Source organism: Micromonospora sp. NPDC005206, from assembly GCF_040608175.1.
GTDB lineage: Bacteria > Actinomycetota > Actinomycetes > Mycobacteriales > Micromonosporaceae > Micromonospora.
This window is the reverse complement of sequence record NZ_JBEXHU010000016.1, coordinates 165,327-188,202: the sequence shown is the minus strand read 5'-3', so window position 1 is coordinate 188,202 and position 22,876 is coordinate 165,327. Positions and strand designations below refer to the sequence as shown.

Below are 22,876 nucleotides of genomic sequence, written 5' to 3'. Positions count from 1 at the left end.
GAGCCGATGTCGTGATCCGACCCAGCGGACAACTGTGACCGCCGTTCCGAACGCCGGCCCGGACCGTCCGACCAGTGTTCCCGCCGAGGTGCTGCGCCGGGCCGCCGCGTACCCCGAACGACCTGCGGTCGTCGACCGGCACGGCACCCTGCGGTACCGCGATCTGGTGACCGAGGCGACCGTCCTGGCCGGGGCTCTCGCCCGCGAGCTGCCCCCGCCGGCGACCGGACACCCGGACCCGGTCGTGGCGGTGCTGCAACCACGCACCGCCGCCGCGGTCGTCGGCCCGCTCGCCGCCATGTTCTGCGGCGCCGCCTTCCTGCCGCTGGACCCGTCGTCGCCGCCGGCCCGGATCGCCCAGATCCTGGCCGACGCGCGGTGCCGGGTCGCGGTCGCCGCCGAGGAGCTCGTCGAGCGACTGCCCGCCGGTGTCACCGTCGTCCGGGCCGGTCAGGAGGAGCACCTGCGGCTGTCCGAACCGGACGACCTGGCGTACCTGATCTCCACCTCGGGGTCGACCGGCCGTCCGAAGCAGGTCGAGGTCACCCACCGGAGCCTGTGGACCGTGCTGGACTGGTACGCGCGGTTCTTCCGGCTCGGCCCGGGGGTGCGCACCGCGGCCTTCGCCGGCCTGGCCTTCGACGCCGCCCTGCTGGACATCTGGGCGCCGCTGATCCGTGGCGCGACGGTGGTGCTCGCCGACGAGGAGGTGGCGCGGGACCCGGAGGGGATCGCCGAGGCCCTGCGCGGGGTGGAGCACTGCTTTCTCAGCACCCCGCTGGCCGAGCAGCTGCTGCGCTCCGACGTGGACACCGGCCGGCTGCGCACCCTGGCCACCGGAGGCGACCGGCTGCGGCTCTGGCCACCCACCGGCTTCGGCGCGGCGGTGCACAACCTTTACGGGCCCACCGAGGCGACCATCCTGGTCACCGCCACCGATGACCTGCGCCGCTACGCCGACCGGGGCGGGCCGCCGCCGATCGGCCGAGCGGTCGCGGGCGCCCTGCTGACCCTGGACGGCGAGGTCGAGGGGGAGCTGGTGATCGGCGGGCCGGTGCTGGCCCAGGGTTACCGGGCGGGCACCGAAACCGCCACGGCGTTCGGGACCGGCCCCGACGGCGTCTCGCGGCACTACCGGACCGGGGACGTCTGCCGCCGGGACGCCGCCGGTGAGCTGCACTTCGTCGGCCGCGTCGACGGCCAGGTCAAGATCCGTGGTCAGCGCATCGAGCTGCGCGAGGTGGAGAGCGCCCTGCTGGAGCTGCCCGGGGTCGGTCAGGCGGCCGCCGAGCCCGTGCACCGCGCCGGGGCGGCGCTGCTGGTGGCCTGGGTGACCGGTCCGGTCACACCCGAGGCGGTACGCGCCGGGCTGCGCGACCGGCTGCCCGCGGCGATGGTGCCGCACACGGTGGACGTCCGGGACGCTCTGCCGCTGACCCCGAACGGCAAGCTGGACCGGGCCGCGTTGCGTGCCGACACCGAGCGGTGCTGGTCGGCCGAGGACGCCGCCACACCGCCCTCGGCCGAAACGACGGTGACCGATCCGGCCGGGGCCGCGGTGGCCGAGGCGTGGCGGGCCGTCCTCGGCGCGCCCCCACGTCCGGAGGACGACTTCTTCCTGTCCGGCGGGGACTCGCTGCTCGCGGTGCGGCTCACCGCCCAGCTCCGGCAGGGGCTGCGGATCGAGGTACGGGCGGCGCTGCTCTACCAGCACCGCCGCTACGCCGACTACCTCGCCGCGGTACGGGCACTGGGCGCGGACGAGGCCGGTGCGACGCGGTGACCGGCACCCTGCTCACCCGCCTGCTCACCGCCGGCCGGCGGCGCCCCGAGGCGATCGCCGTGCACGCCGACGACGGCCGGGTCAGCTGGGGACGGCTGCTCGACCTGGCCGGTCGGTACGCCGCCAGCTACCGGGCGTACGGCGTCGGCCCGGGCCACCGGGTCGGAGTACTGCTCGAACCGGGGCCCCACGCGGTGGCCGCCGCGGTCGGCGCGTTCGCGGTGCGGGCGGCGTACGTGCCGCTGGACCCGGCCCAGCCGCCGGCCCGGATCGGCACGCTGGTCGACGTGGCCGACCCCCTGCTGGTGGTGGCCGAGTCCGCCGTGCCGGGGCGGCCGGTGCTCCGCCCGGCCGCCGTCGTCGGCCGACCGGGCTTGCCGCTCGCGGACATCGGGGCACCGTCCGACGTGGCGTACGTCGTGCACACGTCCGGCTCGACCGGCGTCCCGAAGGCGGTGCAGGTCGAGCACGCCAACCTGACCAACCTGCTCGTCGACCTGGACGAGCGGGCCCCGGTGCCGGCCGGGCACACCGGCACCTGGTGGACCCGGCCCTCGTTCGACGTGGCGATCTGGGAGTGCCTCGCGCCGCTGAGCCGCGGCGGGACCGTGCGGGTGGTCCCGGCCGCGGCCCGCCACGACGGTGCCGCGCTCGCCGCGTTCCTGGACGTGTGCGGGGCGCAGAGCGCCTACGTGCCGCCGGCGTTCCTGCCGGAGCTGCACGCGCTGCTGCGCGCCGAGTCGGGCGCGCTGTCCGGCCTGCGCCGGCTGCTGGTCGGGGTGGAGCCCATTCCCCGCTCACTACTGGAGGCGATCGCCCGCAGCCGGCCCAACCTCACCGTGGTCAACGGGTACGGGCCGGCCGAGACCACCGTCTGCTGCACCCTGTACGTGCTGCCCCACCACGGCGCGACGCCCGGCGAACGCACCCCGATCGGCACCCCGGTCCGGGGCACCACGCTGCTGCTGCGCCACGCCGACGGGTCGTACCACCGCACCGGCACCGGGGAGCTGGTCGTCGCGGGCGCGGCGGTTGCCCGAGGCTACCTGCGTGCGCCGGCCGGAGCCCCCGCGTTCATCGCGGACCCGACGCAGCTCGACCGTCGCGCCTACCGCACCGGCGACCTGGTACGCACGCTGCCCGACGGCAACCTGCTCTTCCTCGGCCGCGCCGACCGGCAGGTCAAGATCCGTGGGTTCCGGATCGAGCCGGCGGAGGTGGAGGCGGTGCTGCGCGGCCTGCCCGGGGTGCGGGACGTGGTGGTCGCCGCCCGGCGGCTCTCCGGAGCCGGTGACGTGCTGGTGGCGTACCTGGCGGTGGAGCCGGGCAGCGGGATCACCGAGCGCGCCGCGCGCGGGTACGCGGCCGAGCGGCTGCCGGCGTACGCGGTGCCGGCCGCGGTGCTGCTGCTGTCCCGGCTGCCGCTCACCCCGCACGGCAAGTACGACCATGACCAGCTCGCCGCCCAGCCACTGCCCGCTGGGGTGCCCGGCCCCGGCGCTCCCGCGAATCTGTCGGACGACCCGCTCGACACCGGGCGGCGGTCCGGGTCGCTGGAGCTGGTGCTGGCCACCTGGCGTCGGTTGCTGCCGGTGCGCGACGTCCGCGCCGGGGACAGCTTCGTCGCGCTGGGCGGCACCTCGCTGGCCGCCGCCCGCGCGGCGGCCTGGCTCAGCGAGCGCACCGGTGTCCCGGTGAGCGCCGGCGACGTGCTGCGGGCCGACGACGCCGCCACGCTCGCCCAACGGCTCGCCGGTCCGGCCGGACCCGATCCGGTCCCCGTCGGCGGAGCGGGCCCGGTCACCGCTGGCGGACGCGGCCCGGTCGGGGCGCGGCAGGCGCCACTGACCCCCGAGCAGCTCGGTGTCTGGCTGCACGACGAGCTCCACCCCGGCAGCACCCTCTACAGCGAGCCGGTCCGCTTCGGCACCGACGCGCCGGTGGACCTGCCCCGGTTGGTCGACGCGTTGCGCCGGGCGCTGGCCGGGCATCCCGCGTTCGGCGCCGGACTGCGGCTCGTCGACGGGCTGCCCGAGCTGGTGCTCGACCGGCACCGGCCGGAGGTGCGGGTGCGCCGGTTCGCCGACCCGGCCGAGCTCGACGCCGCCGTGCGGGCCCACGCCGAACGGCCCTTCGACACCACCGCCGAACCGCTGCTGCGCTGCGCGGTGCTCACCACCGGGCGGCGTACCGAGGTGCTGCTGGTCTGGCACCACCTGGTGGTGGACGCCTGGTCGCTGCGGCTGCTCCTGGCCGACGTCACCCGCTGCCACGCCGACCCGGCCTGGTCGCCTCCGGTGTCCGCCACCACGGTGTGCGACCTGGGGCTGCGCCGGTCGGCGTGGGTGGCGGGCGAAGCGGGCCAGGCAGCCGTCGCGGCGGCCGTGGCCCGGGTCCGCGACGTGCCGGAGCCGGCGCCCGCCGCCCACGCCGGGCGGACCGTGCTGACCCGGCCGGTGCGGGCGTCGGCCGCCGCGCTGTCCCGTCCCGGCGGCGGCACCGCCACCGAACTGGTCGCCGCCGCGTACGCCCGCGCCCTGGGCGGGCTGCTGGACCGGGACACCGTGCTGATCGGCTGCGCGAGCGACACCCGCCGGGCCGCCGACGAGTTCGACGTCGCCGGGTACGCGGTGAACACCGTCCTGCTGCGCTGCGACGACGTGCGAGCCGGTGACTGGGCCGACCTCGTCGACCGGGTCGGCGGGCACCTGCGGCGGGTGGCGGCCGAGCAGGCCCCGTTCGCCGGGGTGGCGCGGGAGGTACGGCGCGGCACCGGAGCGCCGCCGGGGACCTACCCGACGTGCTACCTCGACTCGGTGGAGGAACCGGAGCTGGTCACCGGCGCGGTTCGCTGGCAGCGGCGGGAGCTGCACCGCGCCGCGAACCGCTTCCCACTCTGCCTCACCCTGCGCCACGCGGCGTCCGGCGCGCTGTCGATCCTCGTCGAGGCCGATGGCGGGCTGCTCGACCGGCCCGCCGTCACAGCGCTCGCCACCGCCGTCACCGATCAGCTCGAGGCGTACGCACAAGGAGATCCTGATGGCACGGACGATCGCGTTGCAGCAGGTCGCCGACGGACGGGCCGGGTGCCTGCTGACGATTGAGTTCCCCGGCGACTCCACCGGGGCCGGCCTGGCCGCGGCGCTCGCCACGGCCGAGACGGACGCCTCGCGCGGCCACCGGCCAGCCGGTATCGACCGGCACCAGGTGTGGCGGCTGGACCCGGTGACCAGTGTGGAGCTGGACGGCGGGCTGCCCGACCACGCCACCCTGGCCAACGCCGCCTCGGCCGAGTTCCTGCGCCGCCGGCCAACCGGCTCGGGCCCGCTCACCGTGGTCGGCTACTGCAGCGCGGCGATCTTCGCCGGGCACCTGACCCGAGCCCTGGTCGAGGCCGGGTCGCCACCGGACGCGCTGGCCCTGGTGGCGGCAACCGTGCCCGACGAGCGGGCCGCCTGGCGGGAGTACGCCACGCTGCACCGCAAGCTGACCGGCGAGGCCGCGCCGCCGCCCGTCCCGGCCGAGCCGCACGTGGTCGTCGCGCGCTGGCGGGCCGAGCTGGGCGGGCACGCCCGCGCGTTCGTCGCCGCGCAGGGCTTCCCGCCGGCCGAGGCGGAGACCGCCGCGCAGGAGATCACCGGCCGCTACCTGGCCTGGCTGTGGTTCCTGCTGGACGCCGCCCGGGCCGGCGAGGCACGGGTGCCCTGCCCGGTCACCGTGCTGGCCGACGACGCGCAGGCTCTCGACCGGCTGGCGTACCGGCCGGCCGTCGCGGCCTCTCGCCCGGCGACGGGCCACACGACATCACCAGACCACAGCGGCGCCGGCGTGGGAGCCGGCGCGGACGACGGGGGAACAGCATGACGACGAACGGACAACCGGTACGGGCCGACGCACTCGGACGGGTCGTCGCGGACGCCTGGGGAGCGGCGTTGGGCGTGGACGGGCTCACCGGACAGGACCACTTCTTCGAGCGCGGCGGCGACTCGCTCGCCGCCGCCCGGATGGCCGTGCGGCTGCGTACCGCGCTGGACGTGCGGGTGCCCCTCAACGCGGTCTTCGAGCACCCCAGCCTGGGTGGGTTCACCACGGCGCTGCGCGCCGAGCACGGACCGGCGGTGGACGAGGCCGCCGCTCTGTACCTGAGCGTGCTCGCCTGCTCGGACGCGGACGCCGAGGCGCTGATCGGACGCCTCGATGACTGACCTGCTCTCGCCGCGCAAGGCCGCGCTGCTGGCGGCGCTGCGCGCCCGCCGGGCCGCCGAGACCACCGAGGCATCCGCCACCCCGGACGGCACCGGGCACGGGCCGGCGGGTTCCCGGGTGGTCTCCGCCGGTCAGCGGCAGATGTGGTATCTCGACCAGGCGACGCCGGGCGACCCCGCGTACCTGGCGCCGGTGGCGTACCGGCTGCGCGGGCCCCTGAACGTGCCGGCCCTCGCCGTGGCCGTGGACGCCCTGGTGGCCCGGCACGAGCCGTTGCGCACCACGCTGCGCCTCGACGACGGCGACCTGGTGCCGGTGCTGCGGCCGCCCGGCACCGGGTTGCTGCGGCTCGCCGACCTGACCGGCCTGCCCGGGGCGGCCCGGGAGGCCGAGCTGAACGCCCGGCTGGCCGCCGAGGCCGCCACCCCGCTCGACCTGACCGACGGCCCGGTGCTGCGGGCCACCCTGTTCCGGCTCACCGACACCGAGCACGTGCTGGCGCTGACCGTCCACCACGTCGCGGTCGACGAGTGGTCGCTGCGGATCGCGGCAGCCGAGCTCGCCGAGGGGTACGCCGCACACCAGGCCGGACGGCCACCCGAGGTGCCCGACCTGCCGATGTCCTACCAGGACTGGGCCGGGCGTCAGCGGCGCTGGTTGGCCGGCCCGCAGGCCGCCGCGCAGCGGGACTGGTGGCGGGAGCGACTGGCCGGCGCGCCCCCGGTGCCCGAGCTGCCCGGCGGCCTCGCCCGGTCGACCGCGCCCATCAACGCGGGCGCTACCCTGGTCGTGCCGCTGGACGTACCGACGGAGACGCTGCGGGCGGCCTGCCGCCGGCTCACCGTCACCCCGTACCTGCTGCTGTTCGCCGCGTTCCAGGTGCTGCTGGCCCGCTGGACCGGCAGCGACGACGTGCCGGTCGGCACCCCGGTCGGCAACCGCCGCGACCCGGACACCGAGCCGCTGGTCGGCCTGCTCGTCAACACCCTGGTGATCCGCGCCGACCTGACCGGCGACCCCAGCTTCGCGGAGCTGACCACCCGGGTCCGCGCCGCCGTGCTCGCCGCGCAGGAGCGCCAGGAGCTGCCGTTCGAGGAGCTGGTCGCCGTCGCCCGCCCGGCCCGCCGCGCCGGGCACGACCCGCTGTTCCAGGTGATGTTCCTGTACGCGGACGCCACCGCGCCGCCGCCGCTGCCCGGCATCGAGGTGAGCCCGATCGAGGTCCCGACGGCCACCGCCAAGTTCGACCTGACCGTGGCGGTACGGCCCGGCCCCGGCGGGCTGGAGGCCGCGCTGGAGTACCGCACCGACGTGTTCGACGCCGCCACGATGGACCGGTTCGCCGCGGCCTTCCGTACCCTGCTCGCCGACCTGCTCGCCGACCCGGACGCTCCGGTGCGCGCCGCCCGGCTGCTCACCGACGCCGACCGCGAGCTGATCCTGCACACCTGGAACGACACCGCCACCGACGCACCCGAGGTCGGCTCGGTGCACGCCCTGATCGAGCGGCAGGCCCGCCGCCACCCCGACGCGGTGGCGGTCACCGACGGGGCGCGGACGTTGACCTACCGCGAGGTGGACGTCCGGGCCGACGCGCTCGCCGCGACCCTGCGCGAGCGCGGCGTCGGCGTCGGCGACCTGGTGGGCATCCTGCTCGACCGCACCGGCGCGCTGCCGGTGGCGATCCTCGCGGCGCTCAAGGCCGGCGCCGGGTACGTGCCGCTGGATCCGGCGCACCCGCCCGCCCGGCTGCGCTGGGTGCTCGACGACACCGCCGCGCGGGTGGTGCTCACCTCGGCCGCGCTGCGCTCCCGGCTGCCGGCCGGCCCGGCCGAGCCGGTCGAGGTGGACCTGAGCGCGCCGGTCACGCCACCCGACAGCGTGCCCCCGGTGCCGGTCGGCCCCGACGACCTGGCGTACGTCATCCACACCTCCGGGTCCACCGGGCGCCCCAAGGGCGTGCTGGTCACCCACGAAGGCGTGGTCAACTACCTGCGCTGGGCCGCCGCGGCGTACCGGATCGGGCCGGGCGACGAGGTGCCGGTGCACTCCTCGGTCGGCTTCGACCTCACGGTGACCAGCCTGCTGGTGCCGCTGGCCGCCGGCGGCACCGTGCACCTGCTCGACGACGACGCGGGCCGGGCCGGCCTCGGCGCGGCGCTGCTCGACCGGACCAGCCCGTACGGCCTGGTCAAGCTCACCCCGGCCCAGTTGGAGATCGTCAACCGGCAGGTCACGGAGGCCGGGGCGCCCGGCCGGACCCGGCTGTTCGTGATCGGCGGGGAGAACCTGCGCGCCGACCAGGTCGCGCTCTGGCGGGCGCACGCCCCGGGCACCCGGCTGATCAACGAGTACGGCCCGACCGAGACGGTGGTCGGCTGCGCCGTGTACGAGGTCGGCCCGGACACCCCGCAGCACGGCTCGGTGCCGATCGGCCGGCCGATCGCGAACACCCAGCTGTACGTGCTGGACGACCGACTCGACCCGGTCCCGGCCGGCCTGCCCGGCGAGTTGTACGTCGGCGGGGCCGGCGTGGCCCGCGGCTACCTCAACCGGCCCGGCCTGACCGCCGACCGGTTCGTGCCAGACCCGTTCGGGGGCGGCGGACGGCGGCTCTACCGCACCGGTGACCTGGCGCGGTACCGCCCGGACGGCACGCTGGAGTTCCTGGGCCGCGCCGACCGGCAGATCAAGCTGCGCGGCCACCGCATCGAGCCCGGCGAGGTGGAGGCGGCGCTGCGCCGGCTGCACCCCGCTGCTGACGTCGCTGTCGTGCTGCGGCACGACGACCCGGACGACCCTCGGCTGGTCGCCTACCTCACCGGCGACCCGGATCGGGCCGCGCTGCGCGCCGGTCTGCGCGCGGAGCTGCCGGAGCACCTGGTGCCGGCCGCCTTCGTGGGCGTACCCGCCCTGCCGCTGACCGGCAACGGCAAGCTCGACGCGTCCGCCCTCCCCGCACCGGCGGCGGACGGCACCGACAGCGGGCGCCCGCCGACCAGTGCCCCGACCGATGCCAGCGGGACCGTGGGTGCTCCCGACGACGAGCGGCGTCGGCCGGCGGTGGGCGCGGGGGCGTCGGCCGGCGACCGGGCGGAGGCCCGGAGGTTGGTGGCCGAGGTGTGGCGCGAGGTGCTCGGCGTGCCCCGGGTCGGCGAGCGGGACAACTTCTTCGACCTCGGTGGACACTCGCTGCGGCTGCTGGCCGTCCACCGGCTGCTGGTCGACCGGCTCGGGCCGGTGGTGACGGTCACCGACCTGTTCCGGCACACCACCGTCGAGGCGCTGGCCGACGTGCTGGCCAACGCCGCGTCAACCGTCCTGGCTGACCCCGCCGCGGAACGTGCCCGGGTGGCGCCCCGGCCGGTACCGGCGCCCACCCGGACCGCGCCGCCGGCCGACGCGATCGCCGTGGTCGGGATGGCCTGCCGCTTCCCCGGGGCCCGGACGCCCGAGGAGTTCTGGCGGATCATCCGCGACGGCGTCGACACGGTCCGCGAGTTCAGCACCGTGGAACTGCTCGCCGACGGAGCCGACCCCGCACTCGTCGACGACCCGGCGTACGTGCGCCGGGGCAGCGAGCTGGCCGACATCGACCGCTTCGACGCGGCCTTCTTCGGTTTCACGCCCCGGGAGGCGCAACTGCTCGACCCGCAGCACCGGTTGCTGCTGGAGTGCGCCTGGGAGGCGTTGGAACGCGCCGGGCACGACCCGGAGGCGTACCCGGGGCAGGTGGGGCTGTTCGCCGGCTCCGGGCGTAGCACCTACCTGCTGGAACACCTGCTCACCGACCCGGACCTCGTGGACGCGGTGGGCGGCTACCAGCTCGCGCTGAGCAACGACAAGGACTTCCTGACCAGCCGGGCGTCGTACAAGCTGAACCTCACCGGGCCGAGCGTCAGCGTCAGCACCGCCTGCTCCAGTTCGCTGGTCGCCGTGCACCTGGCCCGTCAGAGCCTGCTCACCGGCGAGTCCGACCTGGCGGTCGCCGGCGGTGTGAGCGTCGTCCCGGCGCAGCGGCGGGGCTACCTGCACCACGATGGCGGCCTGTTCTCACCGGACGGGCACTGCCGGCCGTTCGACGCCGATGCCCGGGGCGCCATCGCGGCCAGCGGCATCGGGCTGGTCGTCCTGCGCCGACTCACCGACGCGATCGCCGACGGCGACCTGATCCACGCCGTCATCCGCGGCTCGGCGGTGAACAACGACGGCGCCCGGCGGGCCGGCTACTCCGCCCCCGGTGTCGCCGGGCAGGTCGAGGTGGTCAGCCGGGCGCTGGCCACCGCCGGCGTGAGCCCGCGCGACATCGGCTACCTGGAAGCGCACGGCACCGGCACCCTGTTCGGCGACCCCATCGAGGTCAACGCGCTCACCGAGGCGTTCCGGCGCGGCACCGCCGACCGGCAGTTCTGCGCGCTCGGTTCGGTCAAGGCCAGCATCGGGCACACCGACGCCGCCGCCGGGGTGGCCGGGCTGATCAAGGCCGTGCTGGCGTTGCGACACCGCACGCTGCCGCCGGCGGTGAACGTCCGGCGGCCCAACCCGGCGATCAACCTGGCGGACAGCCCCTTCGATCTGCCGGCGCAGGCCCGGCCCTGGCGGGCCGACGGTCAGCCCCGCCGGGCAGCCGTCAGCTCATTCGGAATGGGCGGCACCAACGCGCACCTCGTGCTGGAGGAGGCGCCCGAACCGGCCACCCCGCCCGCCCCGACACCGGTCGGGCCGGAGCTGCTGGTGCTCTCCGCGCGGACGTCCGCCGCGCTGGAGCGGGCCACCGACGCGCTGCGGGGACATCTCGACGCGTACCCCGGGCTGGGGTTGCCGGAGGTGGCGGCGGCGTTGGGCCGGCGGCAGTCGATGGCGTACCGGCGGGCCGTGGTCTGCGGCGACCGCGCTGACGCGGTCGACGCGCTGGCCACGCCGGAGCGGCTGCTCAGCGCCGCGTCGGACCGGACCGACGCGGGGCTGGCCTTCGCCTTCCCGGGCCACGGCACGCAGCATCCCGGGATGGGGGCCGGGCTGTACCGGGCCGAGCCCGGCTACCGGGCCGTGGTGGACGAGTGCGCGGACCTGCTGCGCGGGCCGCTCGGGCTGGATCTGCGCCGGGTGCTCGTCCCGGAATCGGACGACCTCGACGTCGCGTCGCGACTGCTGGCCGAACCCCGGATCATCCAACCCGCGCTCTTCGTCACCGAGTACGCGCTCGCCCGGCTGCTCCTCGACCGGGGGCTGCGGCCCGAGCTGCTGGTCGGGCACAGCCTCGGCGAGTACGTGGCCGCCTGCCTCGCCGGGGTCTTCGACCTCGCCGACGCGCTGCGGCTGATCTGCGCCCGCAGCCGACTGTCCCAGTCCACCGAGCCGGGGGCGATGCTGGCCGTCGCCCTGCCCGAGGCGGGCATCGCCGCGCTGCTCGGCCCGGAAATCTCACTCGCGGCGGTCAACGCGCCCGAGTTGTGTGTGTTGTCCGGCCGCCCGGCGGCACTGGACGCGTTGGCCGCTCGACTGCGCGCCGAGAAGGTCGAGTACCAGCCGCTGCCGGCCGACCGGGGCTTCCACTCCGCGCTGCTCGACCCGGTGCTCGACGAGTTCCGGGCCGAGGCCCGCCAGGTCACCTACCGGGCGCCCCGGCTGCCGTTCCTGTCCAATGTGACCGGAGCAGAGGCCACCGCCGAGCAGGTCACCGACCCGGAGTACTGGGTGCGGCACCTGCGCGGCACGGTTCGCTTCGCCGACTGCGCCGCGCTGCTGGCCCGAACCGAACTGATGGTCGCCGAGGTCGGCCCGGGGCACACCCTCGGCGGGCTGGTCGGCCAGGCCGGCGTCGCACCACACCGGGTGGTGCCGGTGATGCGCCACCCCCGCGGCGACGGCGACGACCAACGGATCGCGCTGACGGCGGTGGGTCGGCTGTGGCTGGCCGGGGTGCCAGTCGACTGGTCCGCCTTCCACGGCGGACCGCGGCGCCGGGTGGAGCTGCCGACCTACCCGTTCGAGCGGCAACGGCACTGGATCGAGCGCGGCGCACGGACGCAGCTGGCCAGCGGCGTCGCCGCCACGGCCGAGCCGGAGCCGACGGACCTGGCGACCGGCAACCGGCCGGCGCTGCCGAACGCCTTCGTGGCACCCCGCGGCCCGGCCGAGCGGGCCGTGGCGGCGATCTGGACGGAGCTGCTGGGCATCGCACCGGTCGGTGCGCACGACGACTTCTTCGCGCTGGGCGGGCACTCGTTGCTCGCCACTCAGCTCGTCGTACGGGTGCACGCCCGGCTCGGGGTGGCGCTGCCGATCGAGACGGTCTTCGCGACGCCGACCGTCGCCGGCATCGCCGCCGCGTTGCCCACCACCGTCGAGCCGGCGGCGGGCGACGCCGAGGCCCCGCCAGCCCCTGCCGTGGGCGTCGAGCCCCCGCCCCAGCCGTCCGAGCGCATCCCGCGTGGCCCGGCCGGCCCCGCGCCGGTCTCCTCCGGCCAGCGCCGGCTCTGGTTCCTCGAACAGGTCCACGACCAGGTGGCGTACGTGGCGTTCAGTGCCCTGCGCCTGCACGGCGACCTGCGCGTGGACGTGCTGGGCGCCGCGCTCACCGAACTGGTCCGCCGTCACGACGTGCTGCGGACGGTGTTCGAGCCGGGGCCGGACGGCGGCGACCCGGTGCAGGTGGTCCGCCCCGCCGAACCGGTGCCGCTGGCCGTGCGGGAGCTGCCCGCCGGCCCGCCCGAGGCGGACGGCGACCTCGCCGAGCGGGAACGCGTCGCGCTCGTCGCGGTGGCCCGCGAGCCGTACGACCTGGCCACCGGCCCGCTGTTCCGCCCGGTGCTGTTCCGCAGCGCCCCCGACCGGCACGTGCTGGCGCTCGGCATGCACCACATCGTCTCCGACGGCTGGTCGCTCGGGGTGATCCGGGCCGAACTCGGCGCCCTCTACGACGCGTACCTGGCCGGCGCGCCATCGCCGCTGCCCGAGCTGCCGGTGCGCTACGCCGACTACGCCCGCTGGCAGCGGACCCGCGCCGACGCCGATGACGGCCTCGCCTACTGGACGCGGCAGCTCGCCGGCGCGCCCACCGCCGTGGAGCTGCCCACCGACCGGCCCCGACCGCCGGTGCAGTCCTTCGACGGGGCGGTGGCCCGACGTACCCTCCCGGCGGAGCTGATCGAGCAGGTCCGGGAGCTGGGGCGGCGGCACGGGGCCACGCTCTACATGACGGTGCTCGCCGCCGTGCAGACGCTGCTGTACCGCTACACCGGCCAACGCGACGTCTGCGTCGGTTCGCCGGTGGCCGGCCGGGTCCGCGCCGAGCTGGAGCCGCTGGTCGGCTTCTTCCTCAACAGCCTCGTGCTGCGGACCACGCTCGAGGACGGGTGGGGCTTCGGACGGCTGCTCGAGGACGTCCGCCGCACCGCGCTGGCCGCGTACGACCATCAGGAGGTGCCCTTCGAGCGGGTGGTGGACGCCCTCGACGTGCCTCGCGGCCTGAGCCGCAACGCGCTGTTCCAGGTGATGGTGAACCTGCTCAACCTGCCGGACGAGCCGTTGACGATGGGCGGGCTGCGCGCCGAGCCGCTCAGCGTGGAGAACGGCACCGCCCAGGTCGACCTCACCCTCTATGCGTACGACCGGCCGGAGGGGCTGCTCTGCTGCCTGGAGTACACGACCGCGCTCTACGACGAGGCCACCGCCCAGCGGATGCTGGCACACCTGGAGCAGCTGCTGCGCGGGGTGGTCGCCGAGCCGGAACGGCCCCTGACCGAGGTGGAGATCCTCACCCCGGCCGAGCGGGAGCGACAGCTCGTCGCCTGGAACGACACCGACCGGCCGGTGCCACCGGTGACGCTGACCGCGCTGGTGCAGGAGCAGGTGGCCCGCACCCCGGAGCGGCCGGCGGTCACCTTCGGGTCGACGACCCTGACGTACGCCCAGCTCAACGTGCGCGCCAACCGGCTCGCCCGGCGGCTGCGCCGCGTCGGGGTGGGGCGGGACACCACCGTGGCGGTGTCGCTGGAACGCTCCGCCGACCTGCTGGTCGCGCTGCTCGCCGTGCTCAAGGCCGGCGGCGCGTACGTGCCGCTGGACCCGTCGTACCCGCTGGACCGGCAGCGCTGGGTGCTCACCCACAGCCAGGCCGTCGCGCTGGTCACCGAGGCCGGGCCGGCGGAGTCCTTCGCCGACTTCCCCGGCCCGGTGCTGCGGGTCGACGCCCCCGGCGACGCCGTCGAGTCCTGCCATGACCTGGAGCCGGTGACCACACCGGACGACCTGGCGTACGTGCTCTACACCTCGGGGTCGACCGGGCGGCCGAAGGGAGTGCGGGTCAGTCACGCCTCGGTGGTGAACCTGCTGACCGCGATGGCGGACGCCCCCGGGCTGAACGCCGACGACACCCTGGTCGCGCTGACCACGTTCGCCTTCGACATCTCGGTGCTGGAGCTGTTCCTGCCGCTCGTGGTGGGTGCCCGGGTGGTCGTCGCCGGTCGGGACGTCGGCTACGACGCGGGGGCGCTGGCCGAGCTGCTGCGCGCCGAGGAGGCCACCGTGCTCCAGGCCACCCCGGCGACGTGGCGGCTGCTGCTGGCCGCCGGCTGGACCGGGCAGCCGGGCCTGCGGGCGCTCTGCGGCGGGGAGGCGCTGCCCGCCCCACTGGCCCGCGACCTGGCCCCCCGGGTCGCCGAGCTGTGGAACATGTACGGCCCGACCGAGGCGACCATCTGGTCCACCGTGGCCCGGATCGACGCCGACGCCGACGTCACCATCGGCCGTCCCATCGCCAACACCCGGGCGTACGTCCTCGACGGGGCCCTTCGGCCGGTGCCGGTGGGGGTGGTCGGCGAGCTGTACCTCGGCGGCGCCGGGGTGGCGCGGGACTACCTCGACCAGCCGGCGCTGACCGCGGACCGGTTCCTGCCCGACCCGTTCGACGCCCGGCCCGGCGCCCGGCTCTACCGCACCGGCGACCTGGCCCGGTACCGCCCGGACGGCCGGCTGGAGTGTCTGGGCCGCAACGACTCGCAGGTCAAGGTGCGCGGCTTCCGGATCGAGCTGGGTGAGATCGAGGCGGCCCTGCATCGGCACTCCGCCGTGCGGGAGAGCGCCGTCGTGGTCCGCGACCTGGACTCCGAGCCGGCCCTGGTCGGCTACCTGGCGTTGAACGCCGGCGCGGACGACCCGGGTGCCGGCGGCTGGCGGGCGTTCCTGCGCGACTGGCTGCCCGACCACATGGTGCCGGCGGTGTTCGTGCGCCTCGACGCGCTGCCGCTGACCGCGAACGGCAAGCTCGACCGGGCCGCGCTGCCGGCGCCGGAGCGCGGCGGCGCTCGTACCGGAGTCGAGCTGGCCGCGCCGGCCACGCCGGTGCAGGCGGCGCTCGCCGAACGCTGGGCGCTGGTGCTCGGCTACGACCGGGTGGGCATCGACGACGACTTCTTCGACCTGGGTGGGGACTCGTTCACCGCGATCCGGGCGCTGGCCGGCAGCGAGCCGCCGATCAGCGTGCTGGACCTGTTCCGCCACCCCACCATCCGGGGACTCACCGCGCACCTCGACGCGGACGCCGGCGCGCCGGCGCGGCTGTGGCACGAGCTGACCCCGTCGCGGAACGCCGCGCCGGCGGTGACCGTGCTCTGCGTACCGTTCGCCGGCGCCGGCGCGGTCATCTTCCAACCGCTGGCCTCGGCCATGCCGGACCAGGTGGCCCTGCTCGCGCTGCAACGACCGGGGCACGACCTGAACCGGCCGGACGAGCCGGGGCTGGAGATGGACGAGCTGGTCGACGCGTGTGTGGCGGAGGTGACCGCGGGCGTCAGCGGGCCGGTGATCATCTACGGGCACTGCATGGGTGGCGCCACGGCCGTGGAGTTGGGCCGACGGCTGGAACTGGCCGGCGTCGACCTGCGTCGGGTGGTGATCGGCGGGCACTTCCCGGCACCCCGACTGCCGGGCCGGCTCGCCGGTTGGTTCCGGCGGATCTTCCCGCTCGAGCGGTGGACCTCGAAGCGGCACGCGCTGGACTTCCTGCGCGCCATGGGGTTCTTCACCGACGTGCTCGACGAGCGGGAGAAGGACTTCCTGATGACGGTCTTCCTGACCGACAGCCGGATGGGGGAGGAGTACTACACCGGCGCGTACGCCACCGGGCCGGAAAGCCGGCTCGCCACGCCGCTGGTCTGTGTGATCGGCACGAAGGACCGGGCCACCGAGCTGTACGAGGAACGCTATCTGGAGTGGACCTACTTCGCCGACACGGTGTCCCTGCGCACGATCGAGGGCGCCGGCCACTACTTCCAGAAACACCAGGCGCCCGAACTCGCCGACATCATCCTGGCCGAGCCCGCTGAGCCGACCGAGCCCGCTGAGCCGACCGAGCGTGTGTCGGCGGGTGTTCCCGAGCCGGGCGCCCGGCTCGCCGGCCGGGCCGACGCCGGGCTCGGGGTGTTCTTCGCCGTCGCGTTCGGGCAGCTCGTGTCGCTGATCGGCACCGGGCTGACCGGTTTCGCGCTGGCGCTCTGGGTCTACCAGCGCACCGGCTCCATCTCCTGGTTCGCGGTGGCGTCGGTGCTGGCCCTGCTGCCCGCCGTGGTGCTGTCCCCGATCGCCGGCGCGGTGGCCGACCGGTGGAACCGCCGGCTCATCATGATCGCCGCGGACACGTTCGCGGCCTGCGGCACGGTCACCCTGGCGGTGCTGCTCTGGTTCGGCCGGGCGCAGCTCTGGCACGTGTTCGCCGCGCTCACCGTCAGCGCGATCGCCACCGCGTTCCAACAACCCGCGTACCTGGCCGCCGTGACGCAGTTGGTGCCCAAGCGCTACTACGGCCGGGCCAACGGCATCATCTCGCTGGGCGCGGCGACCAGCACGGTGGTCGCCCCGCTCGCCGGTGGTGCGCTGGTGGTCGCGATCGGGCTGCGCGGCATCGTCCTGCTCGACCTGGCCACCTTCGCCGTGGCGGTCGGCATCAACCTGGCCGTGCGCTTCCCCGACCGGCTGTTCAAGCGGCGCGAGGAGTCGTTCGGCCAGGAGGTGCTGGGCGGCTGGCGGTTCATCGCCCGCCGGCACGGGCTGCTCGCGATGATCATGCTCACCGCCGCGCTCAACTTCTTCTTCGCCATGGTCGAGGTGCTGGCAACCCCGCTCACCCTGTCCTTCGGGGACCCCTCGATGCTCGGCGTGGTGCTCGCCTCCGGCGGCGCCGGGCTGCTGCTCGGCAGCATCGCGATGGGCGTCTGGGGCGGCACGACCCGGCGGATGACCGGCATCCTGTCCAGCGTGCTGCTGCTCGCGGTCGCCATGGTCACCGTCGGCCTGCGGCCGGAACCGATCTTCCCGGCGCTCGGCCTGTTCGGTCTGGGGTTGACCTCGGCGCTGGTCAACAGCCACTGGTTGGCGATCGTCCAGGCCAAGGTGGGGCTGGAGTTGCAGGGCCGGGTCCTGGCCACCACGCTGATGCTCTCCTGGCTGATGGTGCCCGCCGGGTTCCTCTGCGCCGCCCCGCTGGCCGAGCGGGTGTTCACCCCGCTGGCGTCCGCCGACGGCGTCACCGGTCAGGTGCTGGGTGTCCTGATCGGCCACGGGCCGGGTCGGGGCATCGCCCTGACCGCCGTGGCGGCCGGCCTGTGCACGCTCGCGCTGGCCGTGGTCGGGTGGGCGTACCGGCCGATCCGGCGCCTGGAGGACGAACTGCCGGACGCTGACCCGGGCACCGTCGTGCTCAGCGACAAGGACCGGATCCAGGAGCTGGCCGACCGCCAGCTCGCCGAGCTGGCCGGGCGCCGTTGACCCCGCCGCCGGTGGTGTACGCCCGGTCGATCGGTCAGGATGGGCCGGGGCGTCGCCGGGCTGGCGCCCCGCACCGAGTGACCGCCGTGCCCGTTGAGGAGTGCCGTGCCGTCCACCCTGCTCTCCCGCCGCGACCTGGACTTCCTGCTGCACGACTGGCTGCGGGTGTCCGAGCTGGTCGAGCGCCCCCGCTACGCCGAGCACTCCCGGGAGACCTTCGACGACGCCCTCGACCTCGCCGAGCGGGTCGCGACCGAGCAGTTCGCACCGCACAACCGGGCCGCCGACCTCGCCGAGCCGACCTTCGACGGGCAGCGGGTACGGCTGATCCCGGAGGTCCGCGCGGCGCTGGACAGCTTCGCCGACACCGGCCTGCTCACCGCCGGGCTGGACGCCTCGGTCGGCGGCCTGCAACTGCCGCACGCCGTCGCGGCGGCCTGCTTCACCTGGTTCCAGGCCGCCAACGTCGCCACCTCGGCGTACCCGTTCCTCACCCTGGGCAACGCGAACCTCCTGCTGGCGCACGGCAGCGCGGAGCAGGTCGACACCTACGTACGACCCATGCTGGAAGGCCGGTTCTTCGGCACCATGTGCCTGTCCGAGCCGCACGCCGGCAGCTCGCTCGCCGACATCACCACCCGCGCCGAGCGGCAGCCGGACGGCACGTACCGGCTCTTCGGCACCAAGATGTGGATCTCCGGCGGAGATCACGAGCTGGCCGAGAACATCGTCCACCTGGTGCTGGCACGGATCCCCGGCGGCCCGCCTGGGGTGAAGGGCATCTCGCTGTTCATCGTGCCGAAGGTGCTGGTCGGGCCGGACGGCTCGCTCGGCGACCGCAACGACGTGGCGCTGGTCGGGCTCAACCACAAGATGGGCTTCCGGGGCACCACCAACACCCTGCTCAGCTTCGGTGACGGCGGCCACGCCCCCGCCGGTCGCCCCGGCGCGGTCGGTCATCTGGTCGGGCCGCCGCACCAGGGGCTGGCCCAGATGTTCCACATGATGAACGAGGCGCGCATCGGGGTGGGCGCCGGTGCCACCGCGCTCGGCTACACCGGCTACCTCAAGAGCCTGGCGTACGCCCGCGAACGGCCGCAGGGCCGGCCGGTCGGCGCCAAGGACCCGGGCACGCCGCAGGTGCCGATCATCGACCACCCCGACGTACGACGGATGCTGCTGGCTCAGAAGAGCTATGTGGAGGGGGCGCTGGCCCTGGTCCTCTATTGCGCGCGGCTGCTCGACGAGGAGAAGACCGCCCCGGCCGAGGCCGACCGCGAGCGGGCGCACCTGCTGTTGGACGTCCTCACCCCGATCACCAAGAGCTGGCCGTCACAGTGGTGCCTGACCGCGAACGACCTGGCGATCCAGGTGCTCGGAGGGGCCGGTTACACCCGCGATCACGATGTGGAGCAGCACTACCGGGACAACCGGCTCAACCCGATCCACGAGGGCACCCACGGCATCCAGGCGCTGGACCTGCTGGGGCGCAAGATGACGATGCACGGCGGCGCTGGGCTGACCCTGCTGATCTCGACGATCCGCGCGACCGTCGACCGGGCCGGACAGGCCGGGGGTGAGGCCGCCGAGCTCGCCGACCGGCTGGCCGACGCGGTGGATCGGGTCGTCTCGGTGACCCGCCGACTGTGGGCCGACGGTGACCCGGTGCTCGCGCTGGCCAACGCCAGCGTCTACCTGGAGGCGGTCGGGCACGTCGTGGTCGCGTGGATGTGGCTGGAGCAGGTGCTGGCCCTGCCGCCGGAGGGGTCCGGTGACGCGTTCCACGCCGGCAAGCGGCAGGCTGCGCGGTACTTCTTCACGGTCGAGCTGCCCCGCACCGGTCCACAGTTCGACCTGCTGGACAGCCGGGACCGCACCACGCTGGACATGCGCGCGGACTGGTTCTGAGCGGCCCCGCCCTCACCGTCGGCGGGTCTGGTGGTGCATCGCCTGCCGCCCCTTGACCATACCCAGGATGATCACGATGACCAGCGCGATCAACCCGATGATGATCAGCCAGCGGACCGCCTCCAGGATCAGCCCGAGCAGGATCAGCACGCCGGCGACCACGCCGACAACCCAGAGCAGCGCGCGCATGTCCACCTCCGGTAACCGGTCGCGCCGGCGGCGGCGACCTCCCGGTCACCTTCCCGATCCGGCCGAGATCATGCCGGAGCGCCGCGCCGGCTCAGCCGGCGGTGCGGGCTGGGCCGGGCTGGGCTGGCTCAGCCCGCGCTGCGCGCGACGTAGACGGTGTTGGCGGACTGGCCGCCGGTCAACGGGTTGGCGAACGGCACGACGTGTGCCCGCGCGGTCGCGAACACCTCGGTGAGTGCCGCCGTGAACTCGGCGTCCGGCGGGTCGTCCGACCAGAGCGCGAAGATCCCGTCCGGGCGTAGCAGGGCGGCCAGGCGCCGCAGCCCGTCCGGTGCGTAGAAAGCGGCGTGGCTGGGGTGCAGGACGTTGCGCGGAGAATGGTCGACGTCGAGCAGTACGGCATCGAACCGTCGCCCCGGCGCCTCCGCGTCGAACCCGGTGTCGCCGGCCACGGCGGCGAAGAAGTCGGCCTGGACGAACCGGGTCCGCGGGTCTTCGGCGAGCCCCGCCGCGAACGGCAGCAGACCGCGACGGTGCCAGTCGATCACGTCCTCGATCGCCTCCACCACCAGCAGCGACCGCACCCGCGGGTCGTCCAGCGCGGCGCGGGCGGTGTAGCCCAGACCGAGGCCGCCGACCACCACGTCGAGCGCGTCACCGGCCAGCTCGGCCAGGCCCAGCCGGGCAAGCTCGATCTCCGCGACCGGGAAGAGGCTGGACATCAGGTACTCGTCGTCGAGCTTGACCTCGTACACCTCGACCTGGAGCGCCGGGTCGCGGCGCCGACGCAGGCTGATCGCGCCGATCGGGGTTTCCCGCCAGGCCAGCTCCTCGAAACGCGTGCCCACGGGTGCCCTCTCGCCGCCGGATTTCGTCCCCGGATGGTACCGGCCCGACCGGCGCCGGCCACGCAGGGTCCACGGGACATCGACGCAGCGCATATCCTGTGCCGGCCGATACAGCGGGAAGGGATCTCATGCCGTCGCGGCAGGACCAGCTGCACTCCTACCAGTTCAGCGTCCAGCGGGCGGTCGCCGCCCTGGTGATGCGCGAGACCGATCCGGCCCAGTCGCCGTTCCGACGGCTGGCCGGCGCCGCGCTGGCCAGCGTCCTGGTCGCGGCGATCGGGCTGGGCGGCTCGGCGCTCTACGGCCTGTTCGCCGGCGGCGGCAGCGGCTGGCGCGACCCGGGCGCGGTGATTGTCGAGAAGGAGTCCGGCGCCCGCTTCGTCTACCGCGAGCAGAAGCTGCACCCGGTGCTCAACTACGCGTCGGCGCTGCTGATCGTCGGCGCGGACCGGTCCAAGACCGTGCTGGTCTCCCGGCGGTCCATCGACGGCGTGCCGCGCGGGCTGCCGCTGGGCATCGCCGACGCGCCGGATTCGCTGCCCGCCCCGGGCCGGTTGGCCACGGCCGCGTGGACGGTCTGCTCGACGATCTCGTCCGGCGCGGCCGGCGAGGCGCCCCGCTCCGCTTTGCTGATCAGCGCCGAGCCTGGCGGTGGCCGGCCACTCGGAGAGGACGCGCTGCTGCTGCGCCACCCGGACGGCGGGCTGCACCTGGTCTGGCACCAGCGGCGCTACCTGATCCGCGACCCCAGCCGGGTGCTGGCGGCGCTGGCCACCACCCGGGCCCGGGCGGTCCCGGTGGCTCCCGCCCTGCTCAACTCGCTGCCCGCCGGCGTCGACCTGGCCCCGCTCGCCCTGCCCGATCTGGGCGGACGCGCCTCCGGGGTGCCGGGCGCCACGATCGGTCAGGTGTACCTGGTGCGCAACTCCGGCGGCGGTCGGCAGTACGCGGTGGCACTCGACGCCGGGCTGGCCGGGATCACCGAGTTGCAGGCCGGGCTGTTGCTGGCCCGCACCGGGCAGGGTGAGCCGGAGCCGATGACGCTGGGCCGGTTCGCCGCGCTGCCCACGGCGCCTGACCTTGCCCCGAACGGTCCGACCGCCCCGCCGCCGGCCCCACCCCGGCTCGCGGCCGGCGACGACGGGGCGCTCTGCGCCCGGGTCGGCGACGACGGCGGTACCGGGGAGGTGCGCTGGGGCGTACCGCTGCCGGACCTCGCCGCCGTGCCGCGGACCGCGCCGACCGGCAGTGCCGTGCTGGCCGACCACGTGGTGGTGGAGCCGGGGCGCGGCGCGGTGGTCGAGGCCGCCGCGGCACCCGGCGCGTCCGGCGGCGCGGTCTCCGTGGTCACTGACCTGGGCCGGCGGTACGTGCTGGCCGACCGGGACGTGCTCGCGATGCTCGGCTACCGCGACGTGCGCCCGCTGCGCCTGCCGGCGGGTCTGGTCAGCCTGGTGCCGGCCGGCGCGACCCTCGACCCGGCCGCCGCGAAGGCGGTCGCCGCCCCCGCCTGACGTGGCCCGGCTGGTCTCGGGTCAGGCCGCCGGGCGGCGCAGGATGCTGACCGCGAAGGGTGCGTCGTCGCGCCACGGGCGCAGATCCCAGGTGGCGAAGCGGTGCTCCAGGCGCAGCCCGGCGGCGACCGCGTCCGCGTCGAACGCGGTCAGCGGGTAACCGCGCTCGGTGCCGAAGCCCACCGCCAGCACGCCGTCCGGGCGCAGGTGCCCGGCGAGCCGGCGCAGCACCTCCGGCTCGGTGCCGGCGGCGACGAAGGCGAGTACGTTGCCGGCCAGCACCGCGGCGTCGAACGGCTCGGCCTCACCGAGCGCGGGCAGGTCCAGCTCGGCCAGGTCGGCGACCAGCCAGTGCGGGCCCGGGTAGTCGGTGCGGGCGGCGGCCACCAGCGCGGGGTCGGCGTCCACCCCCACGACGGTGTGCCCCCGCTGAGCCAGCGCCGCGCCCACCCGGCCGGTGCCACTGCCGGCGTCGAGGATCCGGCAGCCCGGCGGGACCAGGGCGTCCACCAGCCGGGCCTCGCCGGCCAGGTCCGCACCCTCGGACGTGAGCTTCCGGAACCGGTCGATGTACCACTGCGAGTGCTCGGGTCCGGTGTCGGTCGCCCAACGGGTCGGCTTGGCCATGTGGCCACCGTAACCGGGCCGGCGGGGACGCGACG

General features: G+C 75.4%; 10 protein-coding genes. 7 read left to right on the top strand and 3 right to left on the bottom strand.

All coding sequences use genetic code 11. The features are described from left to right. Window positions 1-34 precede the first annotated feature (34 nt). From ABZU69_RS24800 to ABZU69_RS24775, 6 genes are all read left to right on the top strand, one after another. Window positions 35-1,783 (top strand): non-ribosomal peptide synthetase, encoded by a 1,749-nt coding sequence (locus tag ABZU69_RS24800; RefSeq protein ID WP_354966728.1) that lies wholly within the window; start codon window positions 35-37, stop codon window positions 1,781-1,783. Then, complete coding sequence (locus ABZU69_RS24795; RefSeq protein ID WP_354966727.1) at window positions 1,780-4,887, top strand: AMP-binding protein; 3,108 nt, start codon at window positions 1,780-1,782, stop codon at window positions 4,885-4,887. Before ABZU69_RS24800 ends, ABZU69_RS24795 begins: the two co-directional genes overlap by 4 nt. Further along, window positions 4,823-5,647, top strand: a complete 825-nt coding sequence (locus tag ABZU69_RS24790; protein ID WP_354966726.1) for a hypothetical protein — start codon at window positions 4,823-4,825, stop codon at window positions 5,645-5,647. The genes ABZU69_RS24795 and ABZU69_RS24790 overlap by 65 nt, the downstream gene beginning before the upstream one ends. Continuing rightward, window positions 5,644-5,988: a phosphopantetheine-binding protein gene (locus ABZU69_RS24785; protein ID WP_354966725.1), complete on the top strand. Its 345-nt coding sequence runs from the start codon at window positions 5,644-5,646 to the stop codon at window positions 5,986-5,988. Before ABZU69_RS24790 ends, ABZU69_RS24785 begins: the two co-directional genes overlap by 4 nt. Beyond that, entirely contained in the window at window positions 5,981-17,755 is an 11,775-nt protein-coding gene (locus tag ABZU69_RS24780; RefSeq protein WP_354966724.1) for an amino acid adenylation domain-containing protein, read from the top strand. The genes ABZU69_RS24785 and ABZU69_RS24780 overlap by 8 nt, the downstream gene beginning before the upstream one ends. A gap of 105 nt (window positions 17,756-17,860) precedes the next feature. Next, entirely contained in the window at window positions 17,861-19,663 is a 1,803-nt protein-coding gene (locus ABZU69_RS24775; protein WP_354966723.1) for an acyl-CoA dehydrogenase, read from the top strand. Between the two features lie 12 nt (window positions 19,664-19,675). On the opposite strand, the gene ABZU69_RS24770 is transcribed toward ABZU69_RS24775, so the two are convergent. Continuing rightward, window positions 19,676-19,852, bottom strand: coding sequence for a hypothetical protein (locus ABZU69_RS24770; RefSeq protein WP_354966722.1), 177 nt, complete (start codon window positions 19,850-19,852; stop codon window positions 19,676-19,678). Window positions 19,853-19,980: 128 nt separating this feature from the next. Further along, window positions 19,981-20,700, bottom strand: a complete 720-nt coding sequence (locus ABZU69_RS24765) for a spermidine synthase (RefSeq protein WP_354966721.1) — start codon at window positions 20,698-20,700, stop codon at window positions 19,981-19,983. A gap of 128 nt (window positions 20,701-20,828) precedes the next feature. Here ABZU69_RS24765 and eccB point away from each other — a divergent pair, with 128 nt between their 5' ends. Then, window positions 20,829-22,214, top strand: coding sequence for a type VII secretion protein EccB (gene eccB / locus ABZU69_RS24760; RefSeq protein ID WP_354966720.1), 1,386 nt, complete (start codon window positions 20,829-20,831; stop codon window positions 22,212-22,214). A gap of 21 nt (window positions 22,215-22,235) precedes the next feature. Here eccB and ABZU69_RS24755 read toward each other — a convergent pair whose 3' ends face one another. Then, window positions 22,236-22,841 carry a class I SAM-dependent methyltransferase gene (locus ABZU69_RS24755; protein WP_354966719.1) on the bottom strand — a complete coding sequence of 202 codons (606 nt, stop codon included), beginning with the start codon at window positions 22,839-22,841 and terminating at the stop codon, window positions 22,236-22,238. Between the last annotated feature and the right edge of the window lie 35 nt (window positions 22,842-22,876).